This is a genomic window from Psychromonas sp. SA13A (genome assembly GCF_011378715.1).
Classification (GTDB): Bacteria; Pseudomonadota; Gammaproteobacteria; order Enterobacterales; family Psychromonadaceae; genus Psychromonas.
In genome coordinates this window covers 82605-106599 of record NZ_WTKU01000014.1, presented here as the reverse complement: position 1 = coordinate 106599, position 23995 = coordinate 82605, and the positions used below count along the sequence as shown (strand labels likewise).

Genomic DNA, 23995 nt, shown 5'->3' with positions numbered 1-23995 from the left:
TATTCTGGTCTAATTGAACTGGACACTTTAATTTTGGATAATACTATCCACTAAAGAGGTGAACATGAATACGAGAAGACAATACAAAACTTATACCAGTGAATTTAAAACTGAAGCATTGGCATTAGTCAGTGAACAAGGCTATAGCGTTCAAGAAGCTGCTTCTGCTTTAAACATCACGACTAGCTTGCTTTACAGTTGGAAACAAAAAGCAGAGCAACATGCTAACTCAACTGTAGATTCAGATGAACGTGCTGAATTACTTGCCTTACGCAAAGAAGTTAAACGACTGCGTATGGAGAAAGAAATATTAAAAAAGGCCAGTGCCTTCTTCGCAAAAGAAATGAAGTAAAGTATCGGTATATTCGAGCGAGTCGCTCTAAATATCCCATAAAATTGCTTTGTAATGCATTACAAGTGAGTCGTAGTGCATTTTATGATTGGCTTGAACGCCCCGCTAAAGTCATCCGTGAAGAAGAGCTGAACATGTATCGAGCAGCACGACAGTTATTCAAGCGAAGTCGCGGTAGCCTGGGCTCTCGCCAGTTATGCAAGAAATTAAGAGAAGCGGGCTTTAAGGTGGGTCGTTATCGTACACGTAGTATCATGCGCAAGCTAAAGCTTGTCGTCGTACAGCGCCAAGCATATAAGGTAACAACAAAGCGTAAACATACAGATAGTGTTGCTGATAACCTATTGGGTCAGCAGTTTAACCCTAAACAAGAGAATCTAGTGTGGGCTGGCGACGTCACCTATTTGAGGACCAATCAAGGTTGGATGTATTTAGCCATTGTCATGGATTTATACTCTCGTCGGGTTATTGGCTGGTCTATATCTGGCCGCATGACGGTTGATTTAGTTGAACGCGCATTGCAAATGTCGATTAATATCAGGCAACCTAAAGCGGGTTTGATGTTCCACAGCGATCGTGGTTCTCAATATACTAGTGGGCGATTTAATCGATTATTGAGTAAGCATAAAATAATAGCCTCAATGAGTAGCGTGGGAGCTTGTTTAGATAATGCAGTTGTTGAGCGGTTCTTCGGCAGTCTTAAGAATGAATGGTTATTAAATATTGTTCACTTAACGCGTGAAACGATGAAGTTAGATGTTGAAGAATATATCCGCTATTACAACCATGAACGGCTTCATACAACACTCGGAGATCTAACTCCGATTAACTATGAAAAATTACAAAGTCAGGTGTCCAGTTGTGCTTGACCAGAATACTCCAATCAAAAATAAACAAGGCGAAGTTTTTGAGTATCAATCTATCAGAACGAAACCAGATCGAGAAGTTGTCGACCGTGCTGAGCAGGTTTATAAAAAAATTAATCAGGGTAAATTGCCTTTCCTTTTAAAATTCACTATTGACCTTACGCTATGGTTTCAAGTCTTTTTTATCGCCTTCTTCCTATACTCTTTATATATAGTCGCTTTAACTGAAATCAGCTCACTTATTAGCCTGCCAATGTTATGTATTTCAGGCATATTAACAGCGCTTTTTTATAATTGGCGTAAAAAATTCAAAAAGTTAATCCAACAAGCCAAAAGTGTTTTTGACAATCCCTTAATGAGCTACATTTATGCAGGCAATAATAATGCAATCAGTGCAATTACATTGGCATTAAACATGCGAGAAGCTGAACTGAAAGCGATTGTAGGAAGAGTTTGTGATGTTTCAGATGAAATTACTAAAACGGCCAAAGAATCAGAACAATCAGGCGCCAATATTTCAAAAATATTATCGCAGCAAAATAATGAAACAGAGCAAGTCGCTACGGCGATGAATGAAATGTCTGCAACGATACAAGATTTGGCTTTGGTCATAGATCATTCTGCTCAATCTGCAAAGCAAGGACTAGCAAGTAGTCATCAAGGGCAACAAATAGTTGAAGAAAATATCAATGCGAATGATTTGCTAGCGAAGCAGTTGAATGAAGTAGATCGAGCGATATTAAGGTTAGTTAATGCATCACAATCTATTGAAACAGTATTGAATGAAATTAGTGGCATTGCCGATCAAACAAATTTATTGGCACTCAATGCAGCAATTGAAGCTGCTCGAGCAGGTGAACACGGACGAGGTTTTGCAGTGGTGGCTGATGAAGTGAGAGCACTTGCAATGCGTACCCAACAATCAACATCTGAAATTAATAAATTGTTAGGACAATTACAATCAGAATCTAAACTTGCAAATACGGCAATGAAAAAAGGAGCCTTACTCTCAGATAATTGCGTGCAACTTTATGGTAAAACGGGCGAAGCATTAGAAAATATAACGTCGCAAGTCAATGAGCTATCTAACTTAAATATACAAATTGCAACAGCGATAGAAGAACAATCTTTAGTTTCTGAAGAAATAAATCGCAACATCGTGGCCATTTCTGACATGTCCAGAAATACCGAAATAGAAGGCCAAAAGTCTGTACAACTATCGACTAGACTATTACTTAAACTTGAGCAACAACAGGTTCTAGTGACTCAATTTATTTAAAACGGTAGCATTACGATCCAAATAAAAGTTTATTTTTATCATATGAATAAGCTTTTGCTAATTTAATATCTATCTCGTAAATGACATAGAATGGTTAGTTACAATTGAATTAACTGGGTTATGGTTGTGGGTTGTGGGTTGTGGGTTGTGGGTTATGGGTAAGGTTAAAGTGAAAATTAAGTGATATAAACTTGAACCTAATCACTCGTTTATTACACACCAGCATTAGCAAAATAAGTTTGATAATTATAATGTTATTCAAAACATTGTTTGAATAACATGATCAGGGTTAACGATCTCCATATACAACACAGCTCGTTATTAATAACTCTTTCTTTGGGGATCTGTTCCCTCACGAAATTCATCGGATAGTTCTGTTAATAACGTTTGGTCAGCAAGCCCTTCTGAACGAATCGCTAACAACTGTGGCCAAGCCCTTGAACGGCTATGTCCATCAAATAATGCAGCCATCTTCTCATCTCTTTTTTGTAGCAACTTATAGATCAACAAGTACTTGTTATGTGCACTTTCATCTTGCTTCGATATTACCGTTTGTGATTCCTCTAAGACTAAGTTGCAATATTTTTCAATAGCAATCTCTTTAATAGATTTGAATATTTCCCAGTCAGATTCTTTCAAATTACAGTCCCATATTATAAATATGCCGATTCAATAATTGTACAGAATAATTTCACCTTAACAGTAAAAATCCACAATAGAATAACTGTAATTTGAACTCGGTTATGACTTATTCAATTCCACTACAACAACTTACTCTCTATTTGATTAAACACTAAAAAAAATAAGTCATTGTTTTAAAGGGAAATAATAACTTAATTTAAAAATATTGTTAATTAACACCATAAAAACCATAAGCACCATTTATTCGTGACGTTAAATAGCTTCTGCTCACACTTACTTATTAAACCGATCAGTATGCTTACAACCTCAGTTAATTCAGTTAACAAATAACACACACTTTATTAACACAGAAATAAAGCAGAGGTTTTATAAACCCTGCTCTGAGAAAGAAAATAAAGCCGGAATGGGCAGCTACTAGCTCAATACTTATTCTATTTAAGAAGCAAGGAAGGATGTAAGTTAATGATGAAATTAAAAAAACTATTCACTGGCGCAGTAGTTGCGACCGCAGTACTTATCTCAACTAATTCTGCTATTGCAGCAGATTATCCACCTCATACTATTAATATGGTAGCGCCTTCAGGTGCAGGTGGTGGTTGGGATTTAACTATTCGTACCGTGGCTAAAACATTAAAAGATACCGGTATTGTAGAGTCCAACATGCCTGTAGTGAATCGCCCTGGTGGCGGTGGTGCTGTGAACTTAGCTTACATGCAAACGCAAAAAGGAAAAGGCGATCTTATTTCAGTTTATTCGCCACCTATTTTATTAACTAACTTAACGGGTTTAACTCAATACAGTTATAAAGATACAACCCCTATTGCACGTTTAATCACTGATTATGCGGCTTTTGTTGTGCCAGAAAATTCAAAATACAAATCGATTAAACAGATAATGGACGCACTTAAAGCAGATCCTAAATCAGTCAAAATTGGGGGTGCTTCTGCTGCGGGTTCAATGGACCACATTCAATTTTTATTAGTGGCTAAAGCTGCGGGTGTTGAGAACCTTCGTCAAATTGATTATATCTCTTTTCAGGATGGTAGCTTAATTGCGCAAGCTTTAGGTGGCCACGTTGACATCATTTCAACAGGTTTAGGCGATGTTGCAGGACTTGTTGAGAGTGGAAAATTACACGCATTAGCACAAACTGCCGACAAACGAATTGGCACTGGCTTAATCGCTGAGATTCCAACTGTGAAGGAAGAAGGCATTGATGTCACCTTTGAAAACTGGCGTGGTCTATTTGGTCCAAAAGATATGCCTGAAGAAGCTGTAAATTACTGGCGTGATGCGTTACAAAAAATGGTCGAAACGACAGAATGGAAAGCAGCATTAAAACGTAATGGTTGGGACAATGCTTATCAAGATAACCAACAATTCACTACCTTCTTAGCAGATACTAACGAGCAATATAAAACCTTAATTAAGGAAGTATTTGGTCGATAACTGCTGCACTTAAATTCTGTATTTTCAATTAGGTACTTAAGCACCGTGTTTAAGTGCCTAGTTTAAGTACCAAGTTTAGTTATTAAGCTTAAGTAATAAGTGAAAGCAATAAGTTTAAATACAGGGCTAAATCAATCGCAGCCTCGCTTTAAAATATAATGAAGCTTTGTGTAAAACGCAAAGCTTACTCCCTTAAGATTATGCACATAAACAAAACCATAATAGGCAACATTATTGGTTAAAAAGCATAACTTAATCACTCGATTTTTTAGGTGTCATATGTCAAATATAAAATACAATTGGGATGGCCTTACAGGGTTATTTAGCATCGTATTTGGGCTTGCCTACGGTGGGTATGCATATAGTTTACCTCAACCAATGTTTGGCAATCCATTAGAAGCCATCTTTCTACCACTTGCCGTTTCAGCTATTTCTATTTTTATTGGTGTACTACTTATCCTCACCAGTGGTTTCACGCCTTCACTATTAGCTATTAAAGCGTTATTAAATGAAAGCCCACAACGTAAAAGTGATCGCAGAAAAATAGCTATTACATGTATCATTTGTGTCCTTTATGCAATGTTATTTGAACATGCCGGATACGTAATCAGTACTTTCCTATTCATGTTTTCCATGCTGACAGTGACATGCGGTAAAACATTCTGGAAAAAAAGCGCTTTAATTTCAATCATTTTTGCGGGTGGTATTTTCATTACTTTTAATGAAATGCTGTCAGTTAATCTTCCTCCATTCCCATTTTTTAATTAAAAGAGCTCATTACCATGGATATTTTAACGAATTTAATGAATGGCTTTGGCGTCGCTCTTCAGCCTTATTACTTATTTTTAATCTTAGTTGGCGGTATTTTAGGGACGGTTATTGGCATGCTTCCCGGCCTAGGGCCTGCAACTGGAGTCGCCATTTTATTACCCATGACCTTTTCAATGGGCCCAACAGCGTCACTTATCATCATGATGGGGGTTTATATTGGCGCCATGTTTGGCGGATCACGTAGCTCAATTTTAATCAATACCCCAGGTGATGGTGCAGCACTTGCCGCCACTTTTGACGGCTACCCCATGGCAATGAAAGGCCGTGCTGAAGCGGCGCTCGCGATCTCTGCAATTGCTTCATTAATCGGCGGCACCATTGCTGCAGTATTAATGACATTAATGGCCGAGCCAGTTGCTGGGTTAGCAATCAAATTTGGTCCTGCTGAATACTTTCTATTAATGGTCGCAGCACTTTCTATGACCGTTTCTATGTCCAAAGGTAATATGCTAAAAGGCTTTTTATCGATGTGTATCGGTTTAGCGATATCGACCGTTGGAATTGATGGACAATCGGGCTTACAACGCTTTACTTTTGGTGTATTAGAACTGCAAACTGGAATCGATTTCTTAGTCGTCATTATCGGTATTTACGCATTAGGTGAAGTATTTAAAAGTTTCCGTACATTGAGTGAAGGCACTAAAAAAGCACAAACTAAATTTAAGAAGATTTGGATAAGTAAAGAAGATTGGCAACGTTCAAAATGGCCAATCCTTCGCAGTGCGCCAATTGGCTTTATCATTGGTGCACTTCCTGGCGCCGGTGGCACCATGGCATCGCTTATGTGTTATAACAATGAAAAGCAATTATCTAAAAATAAAAGTGAATTTGGGCATGGTGCCATTGAAGGATTAGCAGCACCAGAGTCAGCCAATAATGCAGCATCTATTGGCGCGATGATCCCAATGCTATCACTTGGTGTACCAGGGTCAGGTACTACAGCTGTAATGATGGGTGCGTTATTGATGCTAGGTATTCAACCAGGTCCTTTATTATTCGCTCAACACCCAGATACAGCTTGGGGCTTAATCGCGAGTATGTTTGTTGCCAATGTGGTACTTGCTATTGTTAATATTCCACTTGCTGGTGTGCTGGTGCGCTTATTAGCCATTCCGCCTAAAGTACTTTATCCAATTGTGCTTAGCTTAGCTTTTGTCGGTTGTTATGCGATAAGTGCTTCCGTTGTTGATTTCTATATATTGATAATTTTAGGTGTTGCAGGTGTGATCATGGCTCGTGTAGACATCCCTACTTCGCCAATGATTTTAGCGGCTATTGTCGGTGGACAAATGGAACAGTCATTCCGTCAGGGATATAGAATTTCGAATCAAGATTTAAGTACTTTTATGGATTCTAGTATCGCTCAAGGGTTACTAGTGGTTACATTACTGTCGGTACTGTTACCTATTATTGGTGCGATTCGCGCTAAAAGAATCGAAAAGAAAATCGTGACTCCTTAAATTAATCATTCAGCGCTCATCACTCATCTGTATAAAAGGTATAAGATAAAAGATGAGAGATGAGATATGTCTGTTATTAAATAATGCTCTATGAAAAAGAGTACTCTGCAGCATATTTCACCATCATGATTCTTTAATCCCAAATAATGTAAGTTACAATGGCTTGCGTTATTTGGGTTGTTTCATTATAGACTCCTAAATTATTGGCTACGTAACAAATTCAATGCCTTCTTTTACCAACAAAAAAGACCTAATGCTAATCAAGCGGATGCTCTCAATGCTTAATTTATAGGAAATAAAACACCATCAACTCTTTACACGCAAATCGACTAGCCTTTATGAAAAGAAACCTTTCTTCTTTATCTAAATTAACCTTTCGTATAAAAGTATTCTTATTACTGTTTGGGCTGTTAATGCTGCAAATGTCTGTCATGGTATGGCATTTCGACAGCACATTATACGAATCGATTAAGCATCAAGTTGGCACTCGGGCGCTCGTTCAGGCTAAAGAAATTGCCAGTGATCCCGTACTAATCAAACAAATTCAAGTAAAAGATCTTGCTTCCTTAAAAATAAATATCGATCGATTATCCACCATATCCGATGCCAGTTTTATTGTGATCGGTGATAAAAATGGCATTCGATTAACACATCCAGTAGAAGAACGTATCGGCCTGCCCATGACAGGCGGTGATAATGCCGGAGTATTAGAACGTGGCGAATCTTATGTCTCGTTAAGGGAAGGCAGCTTAGGTTATGGCGTGCGAGGCAAAACGCCTATTTTTGACAGTAATCATAATGTTATTGGGGTTGTCTCGGTTGGTTATTTATTGAATCGTTTTCAACAATGGCTTGATGTGTATATGACACCGCTTCTTATCGAAGTATTTAGTATTGTTGTACTGACTTTGTTTGCTGCATGGGGGTTCTCTCGCCATATTCAAAAACAAATGAATGACATGGAACCAGAGCAAATTGCACTTGCGCTTAACTTACAAAAATCGATTTTAAGTTCAGTTTACGAAGGCTTAATTGCCATCGACCGTGAAGGTTATTTTCTGACCATTAACAAATCGGCACTTCAACTATTAGGTATTGAACATCAAATTAAGTACCTAAAAACTAGGCAAATTATTGAATTTGTTTCAAACTCAGAGTTCTTTTTTCGCCACCCTCTGAATGAAAATATCAAAGATGAAATGATCCGTTTGAATGAACACGCTTTAATCGCCAATCGAATTGCTATTTTCAAAGAGGATCAACTCATTGGCTGGGTTGTTAGTTTTCGACAAAAAAGTGATATTGACTCCCTCACCACCGAGCTTACCCAAGTTCAACAACACAGCGAAAGCCTACGTGTATTACAGCATGAATTTTCTAATCGCTTAGCGACTATTTCGGGGCTAATTGAAATGGGCAGATTAGATGAAGTTAAACAACTTATTGCGCAAGAAAATAACAGCAAACAAGAATTATTAGATTTTATCCACCAGCATATTCACTTGTCTCAAATCGCGGGATTATTGCTGGGTAAATCTTTACGCGCCAAAGAGTTGAATATATCATTGCGTTTTGATCCTACTTGCCAGTTACATCGACTTAATTCAACACTAAGCGAAACTGAACTTTGTGCAATACTCGGCAATTTAATTGATAATGCCTTTGATGCAACTCAGCAGAACCTTTCTAGCAATCGTATTATTGAAGTTTTAATTACTGACTCAGGAGACGATTTAGTGATTGAAGTAACTGATAACGGCACCGGTATAAAGCCTCACTTAATCGATGACATATGGAAAAAAGGCATTACCAATAAACAAGACAGCCACAATCATGGTATTGGCTTATATTTAGTTCAGCGCTATGTCACTCATGCCAATGGCTTTATCATCGTCGATAATACTGAACCTCAAGGTTGTATTTTCTCTGTTTTTATCCCCAATAAACGTTAAAGGTAAATAAAATGGACTTAATTGATGTATTAATTGTTGAAGATGATGCAAAAATTGCACAGATTCACAGCCAAATTTTACGCCAAACTCCGCGTTTTAATCCCATTGGGATAGCAGAAAACCTGCAAATGGCTAGAACCATGGTAAAAGTACATAAACCAAAGCTAATCATTTTAGATAACTATCTACCAGATGGCACCGGTATCGATTTATTCCGAGAGATAATTGCCGATAAAACGAGCCACAAAACAAATGTTGTATTAATTACTGCTTCAGATGAAATTGAAACCGTTAAAACTGCAATGAAACTGGGATGTTTTGATTACCTACTTAAACCCGTTTCATACGAACGATTACAACAAACACTTAATCGTTATTTAACCCTTAATACAGCGATGAATGCATACGATAATCTTGAGCAAAAACACATTGATGAACTCTTTAATATTCAACTGCGTGACAAGTACCAGCAATTACTACCCAAAGGTATAGAGAGCATCACTTTAGAAACGATTAAACGTGTGTTTTCTCAAAATGTGGGTGTCAAATTTACTGTTGATCGTTTAGTCCAAGAGACAGGTATTAGCAAAACAACCGCTCGTCGCTATTTAGAATACTGCTCAGCCAATGGTCTATTAAGAGCAGAAAATGAATATGGAAAGGTCGGACGACCAGAAAGAGTGTATGTGAAGTGATTGACAGAGTGTGGATAATCATAATCACCAGCGCCACTTTCAACCTAACAGCCCTATTTCAGGGCCGCACTTAAAGCTGAAGGTTAAACCTTATATCAATTCACAATCTGCAATCACTTCAATCACTTCAATCACTGAAAACAACAACGTCCAATTACGTTAAAACCTAACGCTTTGTAAGCCCTTTTTTATTCAAATATGGCAGGATATGTGGGCGTGACTCTTTCGATAATTGTCCAGTGACTTGCTCAGACCAAGTACTTTGCTTTTGGTTACTCGAACGGCTTGCATAATAATCATGTATCACCTGGTCATAATCTTTAATATCATCCATCTTCAGTGGCTGATATTGATTTTCGTGCATAATAACATGAGCAGGTAAACGGGGTTTAATTTCAGGGTCTTGCGCTGGGTAACCTAAACACATGCCAAATAATACCGATGTATTTTGAGGTAATTCAAGTAACTCATCCACCAATTGTATTTGATTACGTAATCCACCAATATATACACCACCTAATCCTAATGATTCAGCGGCTAATAAACAGTTTTGTGCCATGATGCCACTATCAACTGCACCAATAAGCGTAAGCTCAGTAAAGTCGGCTTGCACATCTGGATTAATCGTCGCATGGCGTTGATAGTCAATACAAAATACTAAAAATTCAGGCGCGTTTTCAACGTAGGGTTGATTACCCGCATACTCAGCTAGTAATTTACGTTTACTTTTATCTGTCACCCTAATGATAGAGACAACCTGTAGCATACTCGAGGAAGAAGCGGCTAATCCAGCTTGAATAATACTGTCGAGTTGGTTTTTCTGTATCGGCTGTTGCGTATATTGACGAATCGAACGATGGTTTAACATCGTCTCAATAGTTTTGTTCATAAATCAGTAATCCTTGTCGCTATAATTGAAGTTATAAGATGCAATATAAGATTGTAATATGAGGTTGTAATAAAAGATGCAATGTACTCTTAATGGATCGAGTAAAACATTAAAATACAGATAATAGAATACCATTAAGTATCAAAACACTAACCGCCCATTAATAATTATTTTGCTGTAGGCAGCTTGAATGATTTACTTTATCATCTAGCATGAAATTTTTCGGCTTAATAATCGAGAAATAAAATGCTAAATTTACATAAATTGTATAAGCGATAAAAAATGATTCAAATAGTTATTCGATTTTTAGGCTTTCAAAGTAGCGTAGTTAATTCTGAAAAGACGGTGGCAACAATTGGTGGAATGTTAGCCATTTTTTGTTGTTTTTATACAACAATCTATTTTACTGGTGCCGCAGGTTCTGTGGCTATCTTACCCTCAATGGGTGCTGCAGCGGTATTGCTCTTTGCCGTTCCCCACGGTCAGCTTTCCACGCCTTGGGCTTTTTTAGCAGGAAACCTTTTCTCAGCGATTGTAGGTGTAACCTGTGCAAAATTTATAGACGCTACCTTTTTAGCTGCCTCATTAGCCGTCGCTTTATCTATTTTGGTCATGCATCTCACGCGAAGCTTACACCCTCCAGGTGGTGCAACAGCCTTAGCGGCTGTAATAGGAGGACCCGCCATACATGACTTAGGTTATTGGTATGTGATTACGCCAACATTAATTAATTGCGCTATATTGCTTTCCGTGGCGATGCTTTTTAATAATCTATTCCACTGGAGGCGTTACCCACAAAGCTTTATGCACTATCAAAGTGTGGGGTATCATCCAGATACTCGCCGTATCAAGATGCAGCATATCCATGAAGCAATAAGGCGTTCAGATCTGGTTATTGATGCAAGTGATGAAAAAATAAAGCATATTGTTGATTTAGCCGACGCTATTTATCACGAAGAATTAATCACGCAGTTTGTGCTCGAACTCGGTGCTTTCTATACAAATAGCAAACCAGGAAGACAGTGGTCTGTACGTCAAGTCATCGACCAACGTGAACATGCAGATCCTTCTCTGCATCTAGTCATATATCGCATTGCAGATGGTGAAAGAAAAGGCTCGACAGATAGTTGCACTTTACAAGAATTTGCAGAGTGGGCGAATGAAAAAATGCGACCTAAACAAAAAATACTCTCAAAGAATGTTTGAGAGCTATAGAACACAATAACACTTACCTACTAATTCCTTGTGAAGAGTAATATTTCAATAGTAGCTTTTGGCAGTACTGCTTTAGAAAATAGTACATTTAATAAAGGTAGCATTTAGAATTTTTGTATAAATGCTACTCAGACTTACACCACCAATGCGAGAAATGTTTAAATTTCTGCAACTACTTTATTTTACCGGCACTTCTTTCTAAGGTGAGATTAATACGTATAAACATGCCTTTAATCGCGTCTATTTGAGCAGAATCATGCCCTTCAGCAACAAGCTCTTGGTGCAATAAATCAGAAGCTTGTTTAAAATCGTCATTACACTTGCCTTGGCTCGCTAATAAAAAAGCATCTGCTAATTTGTATTGCCATTTTTTAAGATACTTTAATTTTTTGCCTACTAATCTTTCGTTCACTAAGTTTTTTCTGACTGATTTTTTGCCCACTAAGTTTTCACATATTGATTGCACTCGAACCATTGCATGACCTAAATTAAGCCCAGTTAAAGCAAGATCGGTAATGGCACGAGAATGAGATCCTTGATCGTAATTAATTAACCTTAACAATCTATCTGACATTCGACGGTTGTACCATATGGCTGGCATTTTCTGATTATCTATCTCCATTAAATCTTTATGCGTCGCTTTAAAAACTCGGCTAACTAATAACTGAATGCTCGGCCCTGTAAATAAGTGAAAAATCCAAAACAAAATACTAACACCAGCAAAAATAGCCATCGCAGCACTTAATGTATAATCGATTGTAAAAGCTAAGCTCATGTCAGTGCTGGGGCGAACTAAAATTGAAAATGGAATGCAAAACCCTAAACCGTAAGGTAGTGTTTCGCGATCAGCGATTAGCAAAAGCCCTAAAAAGTAGGGTCCAGCTAACACCAATAATAATATTTCTAACTGCCCACCGCTCTGCGCGAGTAAATTAAGAGCGTAAAAGATAGTGACCACAGAAGCGGCAACTACCCCAACTAACAAGCGTTTTATAACCACACGTAAAATAGCCAAAGGTATTCGCGCTAACATAATAGAAAATATGACGGGTAAAATCATGATCATCAATGCCGCCGATGAACCTGTACTTATCCAAATACAGGCACCAATCACAAACACTAATGAAGTTCTAAAGCCAACAATAATACCCGCTAATGGGTCTCGGTAAGTCAACATACTCGGCGCATTCAACAAGGTTTTATCACGCTCTTGTAAGGCTTTGTAGGCACGCAATAAAATGGTTAAGTCCCCTGTTATGTCTAAAGCAACATTAAACATGTGAGATTCAAAAGGGGCTTCAAAGGCATTATTTACTCGCCATTCTGTCAGTTCCCTACGAAAGGCTTTAACCTCCTCAGCACAAAACGCATAGTTGTCAGATGCAGCAATATTAGCTAGCACCTGTTTTAATCGGTTAAACAATTGTGCTAAATCAGCAGTGATGAGATCAGAGTGATTACGTTGCAAACGACCAAATATTTGAATTAAAGCCAGTAACGACAATACTTTTTGCGCAAGTTGATTTGCCGCTCTTGATCGCCCTGGACCTTTTGGGCCTTCGTAACGCACAGCACTTGAATCATCATTGATAACCCCTAAGGTAACCATTACGCCATCTATTTGTGTATGGCGTTTTTCATGTGTTCCTTTAGTGTCTAGCTCAGACACTAAATAATCTAAGGTTTGGTTGATCACCGATCTAGCTTGAATTTGTAACGAGTTTTTTATTTTTACTGGCCAGAATAGATGGCTGACAATCCCAGCACAAATAGACCCGATGATAATCTCACTCATGCGCGCTTGTGCTATTTCAAATATACCTGCACTACTAACAGTTGTAGGACTCACCATCACTAGAAGAACAATAATTTCCGCAGTCACAGCAGCCATTGCAAAGGCATAAACAAAGTTTGCTTGTCGTACCATAGCGGATAAAGCAGAATTTAAGCCTAACCAAATGGCCAATACACCTAATGCTAAATAAGGATATGACATCAACTGGCTTAATAATAATATGCCAAATAAACCACCGATAATGGTGCCTACTATTTGGCAAAGCGCTTTTTCAATCACCAGACCACTTTCTGGGCGCAACTGTAAAAAAATAGCAGAAACTAATGCCCAATACGGACGGTCAAGGTTCAGCGCCATTGCAATCGATAATGCCATCGACATCGCAATCACACCTTTTATCGCAAAAATAACGGCCTGTTTTTTAGGAAAAAACAAATTACGTAGCACCACGCCCAAGTTATTCCCCTTAGTCTGTCGTGAGATGAATAGTCACTGTCATACCGGCACTCAGCTGAATATCTTTTGGTAATGTGTCTAATTGAATATCAATGGGAATACGTTGTGACAAACGTACCCAATTAAACGTTTGTTGAACTTGCGGTAAAAGTTGGCTGTTACTTTGTGTATTGGTATTAGCAATCGCTTTGCCCACACTCACAACATGACCAGTTAGTTTTTTGCCACCACTGAGCAATGCTATTTGGGCTTCTTGATTTTCATAGATAAGCGGCACTTTAGTTTCTTCAAAATAACCTGTCACATAAAATGAATCAGATTTTACAATCGCAAAAACAGATACTCCCTGTCCGATATAATTTCCCTGACGTAAATTTAAATTAATGACTTGGCCTGATACTGGAGCAACAACTTCTGTTCTATCAACGTTTAATTGCGCTAAAGCTTGCTCTGTTTTAGCCAAGTCATAATTCGCTTTGGCAATATTTCTATTGATACGCGTTAGCTCTAACCCTTCTTCACTAATTGCTTTTTGATTGTTTAATGCTTCGCGGCGATTGTATTTATGCTTAGCTAGTTCCCACGCTAACAATGCACCTTCGGTGTTCGCTTTGCTTTTTTCTAAAGCAGCTTGGTAACGTTTGTTATCAACACTAAACAGTAATTGGCCTTTTTTAACTAATTGACCATCTTTAACATTGAGTGTTGTTACCCACCCTGAAACATCAGCTGCGACGGTAACAATATCAGCTCGAACACGTCCATCGCGAGTCCAAGGTGTATGCATATAATCAGTCCAAACCCAACGCCCTGCAAATACCGCCATGATCACAACAACAAGGGTAAAAAGAATACGTAGATATTTTGTCATAATGTTTATCTTCCACTCAGTAAATATACAGTTAAGGCGAAATAGCATACAAAAAGAGATACTTCAAACCAGGCGACTTTCCAAATACGATCATGCCAATCTAGACGGTGTAAAACAAAACGAGTTAATGCAGATAAGATAAAAGCAATCGGAATATAGATAACCAAAGGGCTAAACTCCATTCCACCTAACACTACAGTTTGAAGCATAAATAAATACCCTATTATCACATTGATTAAGTATTAAATTGGTTAAGTACTAAATTGGTTAAGTATTAAATTGGTTAAGTATTAAATTGGTTAAGTATTAAATTGGTTAAGTATTACATTGATTAAAAAGACTATCGTAAAAATGAAGACCTGAATAGTTTATTAGCAAGACAGTTTAAAAACATCACTCCTTGATTCGCACAAAGTTTGATAAAACCCTCCCCCAAATGAAATTGTTCGTTACCAACAATTTAAATCAAGTTTACTAATAAATAGCCTCATTTAAAAGTATCTAAATACGTTTTAGTTTTAAATAGACACCCGTTTTAAGTACGGTTTTTTCATACAAATACTACCTTTAAACCTTTGATCTGTATAAATAAATAACGTATTTTTTATTTATAAAAAAATTTGAAATTTAAACGTATATTCAGTGGTCTGTTGGTGACGGCCTTTACTTTTTCTTTTTGTGTGTAAAACCGTTTTCGTTTATTAAGGGGCTATAGGCCCAGTTATAGACTCAGTTATAAACTTCTTAGATTCAAATAAGAAGTGCATAACTTTAACAATTTAACTTTACAGGTATTTTATAATGATTCGCTTTAAAAATTTTATGATTGGCTTACTAATATCAATGAGCTTAACGTCAACTTTTGCATACTCTCAAGATTCAGTCTCAAATCAACCAATAAAACCAAAGGTCATTTTCTTTGATGTTAACGAAACACTCCTAGACTTAGGTAATGTAGGTAAATCAGTTTCTAAAGCCTTAGGTGGACGAGATGAACTAGTCCCTTATTGGTTTACTACCATGCTACATTACTCTTTAGTTGGCAATGTGACAGGTGAATATAATAGTTTTGCTGAAATAGGCATCGCATCATTAGAAATGATTGCAAACCAACAAAATATTAAACTAACACCTGAACAAGCGCGTACAGCTGTACTAACCCCCTTTAGAGACCTAGCACCACATAAGGATGTAGTTGAAGGCTTGAAAAAGATACGTGCTCTGGGTTATACCATGATCACATTAACCAACTCCTCTGATGCAGGCATTGCAGCTCAACTTAAAAACTCAAATCTAGCACAATATTTTGATGGATCATTAACCGTTCAAAACTTAAAAACCTTTAAACCGGATTTAAAAGTGTATGACTGGGCACAAAAAGAAATGAAAGTTGCACCTGAAGATGCGATGTTAATAGCCGCACACGCATGGGATTTAGCAGGAGCAGATAAAGCAGGTTGGAAAACCGCATTTATTATGCGTCCAGGTAAAGCGCTCTACCCTCTTGCCGCGAAGCCAGATTTAATTGGCCGAGATCTTATTGAGATAGCAAACCAGTTAGAGGCAAATGCTAAGTAGACTTTGTATTTAGCATTTAACCTTTAACCTTAACCTTAACCTTTAATGAGTATTGGTTAGGTTTGGGTGTTGTTGATCTTTTATAAACACAAAAGGCAGCCGAAGCTGCCTTTTTTATATCACTTTTTAAAAGTCATAAACTATTTCATGAATTTTTTAAACGGTGCATCAACTGGAGTATCTGCAAGGTGGTTTGTATAGTTACTCATTACTTTTTGAGATAAACCAACAATAATTTCCAGTAGTTGCTGCTTGCCATAACCTGCAGCAAAGAACTTCTCGATTTGCTCATCACTAATAACACCGCGGTCACGCGCCATAGCCAATGTAGTTTCACGTAGCGTTTCTAACTTAGGATTAGCAAGCTCTGTTTTGTTCACAAGCGCATCAACAATATCTTGGTCTACTTTCATTGAAGCCGCAATTGCACTGTGTGCCGGAACGCAGTAGTGACATTCGTGCTCAACGTTAATTGATTGCCATACCACTGTTAACTCTTCAGCGTTAAACGATGTTTTTTGGAATAGGTCATGCAGTACTTGATAGCCCTTTAGTAAAGTTGGTGCTTCAGCCATTACTGCGTGTAAGTTAGGTAGCATGCCAAATGCGGCTACTGAATCAGCCATTAAAGGTTTTGATTCTTCAGGTGCGTTTTCTGCTGTGTATAAAGTAAATTCTGTCATGTTTAGCTCCAATAAATAATGGGTTTTAAGTAACTTCAGGACACATACTAGTTGATTTTGAGCGATTGCTCAAGCTAAAATTGAGCAAGTGTTCAAATAAATTGAGAAATAACATGGCTAACAAAATAAAGTTTGAGCGAGAGTCGGTTGTGCGCCTTGCAAGTCAGCTCTTTTGGCAAAAAGGTTTTCATGCAACCTCAACCCGTGACTTACAAGAAGCTATTAACATGAGACCGGGCAGCATTTACTCTGCATTTGGATCTAAAGAAGGGCTATACAGCGAATCGTTAAAAGATTACACCTTACAAATGAAAGCCCAAATAGAAAGCTTTTTATCAAACGCGGATAGCGTATTAGAAGGTTTACATGCCTTTGTGGAACATGTGATCATTGAAACAAAAGATTGCAGCCCCAGTGCTATCTGTATGTTGGTTAAAGCAAACAGTGAATTTGCCGAAAAGGATGCTAATTTATATGAGTTAAGTTTAAATCAAGCAGCTGAATTTGAAGTTTATTTAACACAATTATTTGAGCAAGCAATAAATAATGGTGAATTAAATAGTTCGCTGACTGCTCTTGAATATGCACGTTTTTTTCAAGTTCAATTTACCGGTTTACGCGGTTACTTTAACCGCCCCGACGTAACACAACTAGCTCAACCAATGATCGAGCAAATGTTTTTGCTGATCAAAAAACTATAAAGATAGATTATCGTTCGTCCTCAAATAGTTATCTAATCGAGCACTGAATAGAGAAAACCACACGATTAAAAGGAACTTTGGTGATAATTATTAGTCAAGGTTGTTGGGTGGTAAGAACTGGTTCAATCAGAACAAGGTCTATCAAGTTTTCTGCGTAAAACACTGCCCCTTTTTTAGAAATTAATAGGTTAACGTCTCTGTAATAACGTGATTGCCAGTTATTATTCTTTTTTATTTTTTATTTTTTATCTTCATAAGGCCTTGCTGTGCTTCATAAATACATGTCTATTCGTCAACTACCCGTGGCTAAGCCAACGGGCTTGAGATGTGAGTATCGAGATAGGTCTTCGGACTGAATAGGTGATTAGTCTAAGTTCTTCGAGAACTACGTTGTTTAAGTGACGATACCAGTGAATGCCTCCCAAGTTTGCTGCCCTATCGCTTAGTATTAAAAGACCTCAACGGGTCGGTGTGCTAAGTGTAAAAAGCTTTTACAACATTGACGATGGGAATCAACCTCGTGAGAGGATTAGTTAATTTTACTAACTAAATATGTTAAGGATATTATGCGCGTTTTTGTCATTAATAAGCATGGTGAATCATTGATGCCATGCCGCCCAAGAAAAGCAAAGATACTGATCAGAGAAGGCAAAGCAACGGTTATTAAACGCAATCCGTTTACCATACAGCTAAAATTTGGATCTGCGGGCTATAAACAGCCGCTGACGCTTGGCGTTGATACAGGTCACGGCGAAGTCGGTATATCTGTCCTCTCAGATACGAAAGAGGTTTTTTCGGCTATTGCGACTATGCGCAATGACATTTCAGACAAAATGACGACACGCAAAATGTACCGCAGACAGAAGCGCAACAAGTTACGTTACAGAGCGCCACGCTTTTTAAATCGAGCAGCTAGTACCAGAAAAGGCCGACTAGCCCCATCCGTACAATGGAAAGTGGACGCTCATGTAAGATTAATTAATCAGTGCAGATCATTAATGCCGGTCACTAAAACTGTTTTGGAAACGGGTACGTTTGATATGGTAAAGATGAACAATCCTAATATTTCAAATGAACAGTATCAACAAGGTGTTCAGTATGGTTTTGAGAATGTTAAAGCCTATGTATTAGCGCGTGATAACTACAAATGCCAGAGCGGCAAAAAAGGCTGCTGTGATAAGCTTGAAGTTCACCATGTAATATATCGTTCACAAAGCGGCTCTGATGCGCCAAGCAACCTAAAAACGCTTTGTAGTAAGCATCATAAAGCACTGCATGATAATAAGTGGTCGTTAACGAGTACAAAGCAAAAGAGCTTAAAACCTGCCACAACTATGAATATTATACGCGCTCAATTACTAAGCATTTTTCCTGACGCGATAGAAACTTTTGGCTACGTGACCAAGGCAAACCGCTATCACCACAATATTGAAAAATCGCACAGTAATGATGCATTTGTGATCGCAGGTGGGTCAAACCAAGAGCGGAGTACTGAGCGTAAAATAACATTTAAACGTAAGAATAATAGAGCATTACAAAAGAATCGAAATGGCTTTGCGCCATCTATTCGTAAACAGCGCTATACGATACAACCACAAGATATTATTGAGTGGAACGGTATTAAGTGCATCGCCAAAGGAATACAAAACAAAGGCGCATATCTTGCTTTTATGCACGGTACTAAGCGATTAGTTAAAAACATCAAAACAATCAGATTAGTATTTCAAAACAAAGGTATTGTGTATGCGTAACAAAAACGATGAAATTCATCCCTCCGCTAAAGCACAGGGTATTCTTTCACCAAAGGGTGATAAAAGTAAACTATGGACTGCATTATTAATATTAATAATGATCGCTGTCGGTATTCTCATCTACTTAGATTCCATCGTTAATTCGACTTTTAAAGATAAACAGTGGTCAGTTGCATCAACTGTTTACGCGCGACCTCTAGAGATATACGAAGGATTGCCACTCTCATTGACTGATTTACGTGAAGAAATGACCATGCTTGGATATCAGTTTGTGGGCAACGTTAATAATCCCGGTGAGGCATTAATTGAACAAAATAAAGTAACCATTTTCATCCCTCAATTTCAGTTCAGTGACGAATTAGCCGCAGCACAAAAAATAAAAATCACCCTAAATAATGGCTTTGTATCAAAGCTAGAAAGTAAAGATAATAAAGCGTTAGTACGTTTACAGCCCTTGGTGATAGGCGGTATTTATCCTTCCCACAATGAGGATAGATTATTAGTTCAACTTGCTGAAACGCCAGTTTCTTTACAAGCAATGCTGGTTGCTGTTGAAGATAAGAACTTTTACGGCCATTTTGGTATTTCGCTACGCGGTATCGGGCGAGCAATGGTTACCAACATTAAAGATGGTGGCTTCTCACAGGGAGCGTCGACACTGACACAGCAATTGATTAAAAATTATTACCTCACGCCGGAGCGAACATTAATTCGTAAAGCGCAGGAAGCGTTGATGGCGGTGCTATTGGAGTTACATGCAAGCAAAGCTGATATTTTAGAAGGATACATGAATGAAATATACCTTGGTCAAGATGGACCACGGGCTATTCATGGCTTTGGTTTAGCAAGTCAGTATTATTTCAAAAAAAATATTATGGACTTATCGCTGTCGCAACAAGCACTGTTAGTTGCACTAGTGCGCGGTGCCAGTTATTACAATCCATGGCGTAACCCTGAACGTGCATTAAAACGCCGCAATTTAGTATTAGATATTGCAGTCAGAGAAAAACAACTTGATGCAGACCTTGCTGAATTAGCTAAGCAAGAACCACTAAAAGTGGGTGAGCGCAGCGTTAGCAGTGGTAAACGTTATCCTGCTTATTTAGACCTTGTGCGCAGGCAATTACAAAATGATTACAAAGCTGAAGACTTAAGCTCCGATGGCCTGTCTATTTTTACCCATTTTAATCCGTTAATTCAACAAACTGCTGAGACTAGCTTGGTTAAAATGATGGCTAGTAATAAAAAATCTGAGCCTAATGCGAATTTGCAGGGAGCGATAATTGTTACGCAACCGAATACAGGCGCAGTAACGGCTATTGTTGGCGGTAGCGACACGCGATATGCGGGATTTAACCGCGCAATTGATGCCCGTCGACAAATCGGCTCGTTAATGAAACCCGCCGTATATTTAACAGCCTTAGAAAAAAGTGAACAATATACGTTAGCGACTTTAATAAGCGATGCAGCCTACGAAAAAAAATTAGATAACGGCGATACTTGGGCCCCTAAAAACTACGATTTACAAGATCATGGCGATGTACTTTTATATAGAGCATTAGCACGTTCATACAATCAGGCAACGGCGCGTTTAGGTAATGACTTAGGCTTAGATAATATCTTATCAACAGTAAAACGACTTGGCGTTGATAGTGACATTCCAGCACTCCCTGCGATCACTTTAGGCGCAGCGGAATTGAGTCCGCTTGAAGTAGCTCAAATGTATCAAACCATTTCCTCAGGTGGATTTTATACACCGTTATTGGCGATCCGCTCCGTTGTCGATCCGCGCGGAGAAGTACTAACAAGTTATCCTATTGATATTGAAAAACGCTTTAGTTCTAGTTCGATTTATACGTTACGCCATGCTTTACAAGCTGTTACGCACGAAGGTTCAGCTAAAGCATTACAATGGTTATTACCTGATTTTGCTGTTGCAGGAAAAACCGGAACAACCAATGATTTGCGAGACAGTTGGTTTGCAGGTTTTTCAGATGATATGCAAGCGGTTGTTTGGCTTGGTCGTGATGATAATAAAACAACAGGATTGACCGGTTCAAGCGGTGCACTTCGAGTCTGGGCTGATATTTTTAAAGCGCGAGCTCAGCAACCTTTGCAGAACTTTCCACCAAAAAACATCACCCTAAGTTGGGTTGACAGCGAATCAGGCATCGGTAGCCAAGATCGCTGTGATAATACAATACAATTGCCTTTTGTGAGCGGTACTGAGCCAAAGGAAGAAATACGTTGCGGTACAACTGATAAAGTCATCGATTGGTTCCGTAATTTAACCAACTAAACCAACTAAAGAGATCATCATAATGAATCATTATAAAATTGCTGTTGTTTGTTTATCTAGTTTTTTATGGGCCTGTAGTACAAAACCTGTTACATCGCCAACGACTGAGCCCACCACTCCAAGTTCAGTTAGCACGCCAACTGACGATATTGATAATACAGTGAAGGGAAGCGCTGCCTTAGACTCATTATTTAGTCTTGCTGAGCAGCAAGAAAGCAAGGGTAACTTGCGCGGTGCAACGGGGATTTTAGAACGTGCGATCAGGATATCTCCACGTAATCCTGAAATCTATTTACGCCTAGCAGAGTTGAATTACCGCCAAGGTAAAAATGCACAGGCACAGTCTTTTGCTGAGAAAGCACTTAGTTTAAATCCGAATAAAGCAATAACGGGTCAAGCTGAATTATTACTAAAAAAGCTGTATTAGAAATTTTAATTAGGAAACTGCATTAGAAAAGCTTCCCTTCAAAGAACAGGTTAACCGCTTCATTAAGTAAAGTTTTTATTGAGGGGAATTGCAGTGTATCAATCAATACAATTTATCGGGTCAACACTTTCTCATCGGTATTAATAAAGTTGATTGAGGCTAGAAGCTTTAAAAGGTCATCGGGATGTTGATGACCTTTCATTTAATCTTTATTTAGCTAAAAATCCAACTTTTGATTTTTTAGCTATTTTTAATGTTCTTTTTTCTTTTGCAGTCAAAATCGGTTTTTTCTTACCGTCTTTTTTGCTGTCTTGGCCTTTACTCACGATGCTTTCCTTTATTAAGATAAACAACTAATAACCCTATGACTAACGTTACACTATGACTTTAAATGATCTGGTAACAGCGAGATTATGTTCCTAAGAATTAATAATAGATAGCAATATTTATCGTAAAATTGAAAATAATTTAATCCCAATTTAGAGCATAAATTCAGGTGATAAAAAGTAGAATTAAAAGGATGAGTAGCAAAGACTTAGTGCCTAAAGTAGCCTAGATTGAATCATAATAATTCAGCACAGAATAGTGTAAAAGGTACTACTTAAAAGCTACAGAGCCCTGCTTTTTCAAATAAGCTTGCACCAAGTAAGATAACCTGTTTCCGCACAAAGTTTACAACCCTTGGCACTTTTTCAAATATTATTTTTGTTTAAAATGATTTTTTACATTTACTATATGATTTTTATAGGTTTGCATTTACCCTAATAATATATTTATCGTTGCTATTGATAAGCAATTACTCGAGCGACAAAGTTTTTAAGGAAGGTTAAATTGGATAATACAACCGATAGAGTTATTACCATTCACCCTAATTCAAAACGTTATACGCATACATTTATATGGCTTGGATGTATCTCGCTATTTGTTTTTTGGATTTTGAGCTTATTCCTTTGGCAAATCTTTAAAATTCAATTAATTTTCCTCATATCAGCTACGTTAGTGCTTATTTTAATAGGTGTACTTAAGTATTTAGAGCCCGGAACCAGCCTTTTTATCACCCCAAAAACGATTAGATATTGTCATCGCCATGGTCAGTGGGCACTACCATGGCAAGATATTATACGTTTTGGTGAACTTAAAGCAGATGTCCAAGGTGAGCATATACAATTACCCTATGTCGGCATCAAACTAAATAATTTAGACCATATAGCTAAAAGTATATCACCAAGATTAGCGAACAAATTAATTCACGAACAACAAGAATTGCTCATTTTAGCGATCGCTAATAAAGAAGTTGATTTTGAAGGTAGTCTGATTAATTTTGAGCCCTATACGTTAAATGAAGTTATATATAAAGGCCCAATCGCAGCATGGTTACATCGTAGTGAACAACTCGCCAAGGCATATGGTTATCACCTCTTTTTACCCGAAAGCAGTCTGGATCGAAATCTAAACAGCTTTTTAAAATTATTAAAAAAATGCCATGATTACACCATTGTAAATGGACCTAATTAGGCTGATGCCAATCAGTTAAAAAACCTCGTTTTTTTCTTATTTTTTCTGCATACCTTTAGCTTAGCCTTAACTACCCTAGAAAAATTCCTTTCTCACCGTTGCAGTAATACAAGTGTACCGAGATCTTTAGGCCATATATTTAGCTGTTGGGCATCCATAAACGATAAGGGATCCTTTTATTTTAATGATAAGAGTTCATACCAGTTCACCCTTACTATTAACTGTTTCACCCTTAGTTACTTCATTTTTATGTGACTTAAAGGCGATAGTTTGTTTTTTAAAAAAGAGA

The 23995-nt window shown here is 37.8% G+C and carries 19 protein-coding genes and 1 pseudogene; 14 read left to right on the top strand and 6 right to left on the bottom strand.

Going from position 1 to position 23995, the window contains the following annotated elements; genetic code table 11:
* Window positions 1-64: 64 nt before the first annotated feature.
* Window positions 65-1221: pseudogene (locus GQR44_RS13210) on the top strand (IS3 family transposase).
* Window positions 1214-2497 (top strand): methyl-accepting chemotaxis protein, encoded by a 1284-nt coding sequence (locus tag GQR44_RS20060; RefSeq protein ID WP_166372220.1) that lies wholly within the window; start codon window positions 1214-1216, stop codon window positions 2495-2497. The pseudogene GQR44_RS13210 and the gene GQR44_RS20060 overlap by 8 nt, the downstream one beginning before the upstream one ends.
* A gap of 321 nt (window positions 2498-2818) precedes the next feature.
* Here the strand turns inward: GQR44_RS20060 and GQR44_RS13200 are convergent, their stop codons facing one another.
* Window positions 2819-3136 carry a hypothetical protein gene (locus tag GQR44_RS13200; RefSeq protein WP_166372219.1) on the bottom strand — a complete coding sequence of 106 codons (318 nt, stop codon included), beginning with the start codon at window positions 3134-3136 and terminating at the stop codon, window positions 2819-2821.
* Between the two features lie 465 nt (window positions 3137-3601).
* Between GQR44_RS13200 and GQR44_RS13195 the strand changes: the two genes are divergently transcribed.
* From GQR44_RS13195 to GQR44_RS13175, 5 genes are all read left to right on the top strand, one after another.
* The gene (locus GQR44_RS13195) at window positions 3602-4588 is read left to right on the top strand and encodes a tripartite tricarboxylate transporter substrate-binding protein (RefSeq protein ID WP_166372218.1); all 987 of its coding nucleotides are present in this window, start codon (window positions 3602-3604) and stop codon (window positions 4586-4588) included.
* Between the two features lie 279 nt (window positions 4589-4867).
* Window positions 4868-5356: a tripartite tricarboxylate transporter TctB family protein gene (locus tag GQR44_RS13190; protein WP_166372217.1), complete on the top strand. Its 489-nt coding sequence runs from the start codon at window positions 4868-4870 to the stop codon at window positions 5354-5356.
* A gap of 14 nt (window positions 5357-5370) precedes the next feature.
* On the top strand, window positions 5371-6879 hold the full coding sequence (locus GQR44_RS13185) for a tripartite tricarboxylate transporter permease (RefSeq protein WP_166372216.1): 1509 nt from the start codon (window positions 5371-5373) through the stop codon (window positions 6877-6879).
* Window positions 6880-7217: 338 nt separating this feature from the next.
* Window positions 7218-8831, top strand: coding sequence for a sensor histidine kinase (locus tag GQR44_RS13180; protein WP_166372215.1), 1614 nt, complete (start codon window positions 7218-7220; stop codon window positions 8829-8831).
* 11 nt (window positions 8832-8842) lie between these two features.
* Window positions 8843-9526 carry a response regulator gene (locus GQR44_RS13175; RefSeq protein ID WP_166372214.1) on the top strand — a complete coding sequence of 228 codons (684 nt, stop codon included), beginning with the start codon at window positions 8843-8845 and terminating at the stop codon, window positions 9524-9526.
* Window positions 9527-9692: 166 nt separating this feature from the next.
* Here the strand turns inward: GQR44_RS13175 and nfsA are convergent, their stop codons facing one another.
* Window positions 9693-10415, bottom strand: a complete 723-nt coding sequence (gene nfsA, locus GQR44_RS13170) for an oxygen-insensitive NADPH nitroreductase (RefSeq protein WP_166372213.1) — start codon at window positions 10413-10415, stop codon at window positions 9693-9695.
* Window positions 10416-10697: 282 nt separating this feature from the next.
* Between nfsA and GQR44_RS13165 the strand changes: the two genes are divergently transcribed.
* Entirely contained in the window at window positions 10698-11621 is a 924-nt protein-coding gene (locus tag GQR44_RS13165) for an HPP family protein (RefSeq protein ID WP_166372212.1), read from the top strand.
* Between the two features lie 181 nt (window positions 11622-11802).
* Here the strand turns inward: GQR44_RS13165 and GQR44_RS13160 are convergent, their stop codons facing one another.
* From GQR44_RS13160 to GQR44_RS13150, 3 genes are read right to left on the bottom strand one after another with little or no spacing between them, the layout of a single operon-like run.
* Window positions 11803-13881 (bottom strand): FUSC family protein, encoded by a 2079-nt coding sequence (locus GQR44_RS13160; RefSeq protein WP_166372211.1) that lies wholly within the window; start codon window positions 13879-13881, stop codon window positions 11803-11805.
* 10 nt (window positions 13882-13891) lie between these two features.
* Window positions 13892-14752 carry an HlyD family secretion protein gene (locus GQR44_RS13155; RefSeq protein ID WP_166372210.1) on the bottom strand — a complete coding sequence of 287 codons (861 nt, stop codon included), beginning with the start codon at window positions 14750-14752 and terminating at the stop codon, window positions 13892-13894.
* A 5-nt stretch (window positions 14753-14757) separates the two neighbouring features.
* The gene (locus tag GQR44_RS13150) at window positions 14758-14961 is read right to left on the bottom strand and encodes a DUF1656 domain-containing protein (RefSeq protein WP_166372209.1); all 204 of its coding nucleotides are present in this window, start codon (window positions 14959-14961) and stop codon (window positions 14758-14760) included.
* A 592-nt stretch (window positions 14962-15553) separates the two neighbouring features.
* Between GQR44_RS13150 and GQR44_RS13145 the strand changes: the two genes are divergently transcribed.
* Window positions 15554-16330, top strand: coding sequence for a haloacid dehalogenase type II (locus GQR44_RS13145; protein ID WP_205963072.1), 777 nt, complete (start codon window positions 15554-15556; stop codon window positions 16328-16330).
* A 140-nt stretch (window positions 16331-16470) separates the two neighbouring features.
* On the opposite strand, the gene GQR44_RS13140 is transcribed toward GQR44_RS13145, so the two are convergent.
* Window positions 16471-17013 carry a carboxymuconolactone decarboxylase family protein gene (locus GQR44_RS13140; protein WP_166372208.1) on the bottom strand — a complete coding sequence of 181 codons (543 nt, stop codon included), beginning with the start codon at window positions 17011-17013 and terminating at the stop codon, window positions 16471-16473.
* Between the two features lie 113 nt (window positions 17014-17126).
* Between GQR44_RS13140 and GQR44_RS13135 the strand changes: the two genes are divergently transcribed.
* The 5 genes from GQR44_RS13135 (at window position 17127) to GQR44_RS13115 (ending at window position 23706) form a co-directional block, all read left to right on the top strand.
* Window positions 17127-17714 (top strand): TetR/AcrR family transcriptional regulator, encoded by a 588-nt coding sequence (locus tag GQR44_RS13135; protein ID WP_166372207.1) that lies wholly within the window; start codon window positions 17127-17129, stop codon window positions 17712-17714.
* A 566-nt stretch (window positions 17715-18280) separates the two neighbouring features.
* Complete coding sequence (iscB, locus tag GQR44_RS13130) at window positions 18281-19465, top strand: RNA-guided endonuclease IscB (protein ID WP_166372206.1); 1185 nt, start codon at window positions 18281-18283, stop codon at window positions 19463-19465.
* Window positions 19458-21764, top strand: a complete 2307-nt coding sequence (mrcB, locus tag GQR44_RS13125) for a penicillin-binding protein 1B (protein WP_166372205.1) — start codon at window positions 19458-19460, stop codon at window positions 21762-21764. The genes iscB and mrcB overlap by 8 nt, the downstream gene beginning before the upstream one ends.
* A 22-nt stretch (window positions 21765-21786) precedes the next feature.
* Window positions 21787-22191 (top strand): tetratricopeptide repeat protein, encoded by a 405-nt coding sequence (locus GQR44_RS13120; RefSeq protein WP_166372204.1) that lies wholly within the window; start codon window positions 21787-21789, stop codon window positions 22189-22191.
* A gap of 831 nt (window positions 22192-23022) precedes the next feature.
* On the top strand, window positions 23023-23706 hold the full coding sequence (locus tag GQR44_RS13115; RefSeq protein WP_166372203.1) for a DUF2982 domain-containing protein: 684 nt from the start codon (window positions 23023-23025) through the stop codon (window positions 23704-23706).
* Window positions 23707-23995: the final 289 nt, after the last annotated feature.

Excerpts from the sequence above, each read along its gene's own strand:
- GQR44_RS13195 (WP_166372218.1), top strand. The coding sequence starts at position 3,602 with ATGATGAAATTAAAAAAACTATTCACTGGCGCAGTAGTTGCGACCGCA.
- GQR44_RS13190 (WP_166372217.1), top strand. The coding sequence starts at position 4,868 with ATGTCAAATATAAAATACAATTGGGATGGCCTTACAGGGTTATTTAGC.
- GQR44_RS13185 (WP_166372216.1), top strand. The coding sequence starts at position 5,371 with ATGGATATTTTAACGAATTTAATGAATGGCTTTGGCGTCGCTCTTCAG.
- GQR44_RS13180 (WP_166372215.1), top strand. The coding sequence starts at position 7,218 with ATGAAAAGAAACCTTTCTTCTTTATCTAAATTAACCTTTCGTATAAAA.
- GQR44_RS13175 (WP_166372214.1), top strand. The coding sequence starts at position 8,843 with ATGGACTTAATTGATGTATTAATTGTTGAAGATGATGCAAAAATTGCA.
- nfsA (WP_166372213.1), bottom strand. The coding sequence starts at position 10,415 with ATGAACAAAACTATTGAGACGATGTTAAACCATCGTTCGATTCGTCAA.
- GQR44_RS13165 (WP_166372212.1), top strand. The coding sequence starts at position 10,698 with ATGATTCAAATAGTTATTCGATTTTTAGGCTTTCAAAGTAGCGTAGTT.
- GQR44_RS13155 (WP_166372210.1), bottom strand. The coding sequence starts at position 14,752 with ATGACAAAATATCTACGTATTCTTTTTACCCTTGTTGTTGTGATCATG.
- GQR44_RS13150 (WP_166372209.1), bottom strand. The coding sequence starts at position 14,961 with ATGCTTCAAACTGTAGTGTTAGGTGGAATGGAGTTTAGCCCTTTGGTT.
- GQR44_RS13145 (WP_205963072.1), top strand. The coding sequence starts at position 15,554 with ATGATTCGCTTTAAAAATTTTATGATTGGCTTACTAATATCAATGAGC.
- GQR44_RS13140 (WP_166372208.1), bottom strand. The coding sequence starts at position 17,013 with ATGACAGAATTTACTTTATACACAGCAGAAAACGCACCTGAAGAATCA.
- GQR44_RS13135 (WP_166372207.1), top strand. The coding sequence starts at position 17,127 with ATGGCTAACAAAATAAAGTTTGAGCGAGAGTCGGTTGTGCGCCTTGCA.
- iscB (WP_166372206.1), top strand. The coding sequence starts at position 18,281 with ATGCGCGTTTTTGTCATTAATAAGCATGGTGAATCATTGATGCCATGC.
- mrcB (WP_166372205.1), top strand. The coding sequence starts at position 19,458 with ATGCGTAACAAAAACGATGAAATTCATCCCTCCGCTAAAGCACAGGGT.
- GQR44_RS13120 (WP_166372204.1), top strand. The coding sequence starts at position 21,787 with ATGAATCATTATAAAATTGCTGTTGTTTGTTTATCTAGTTTTTTATGG.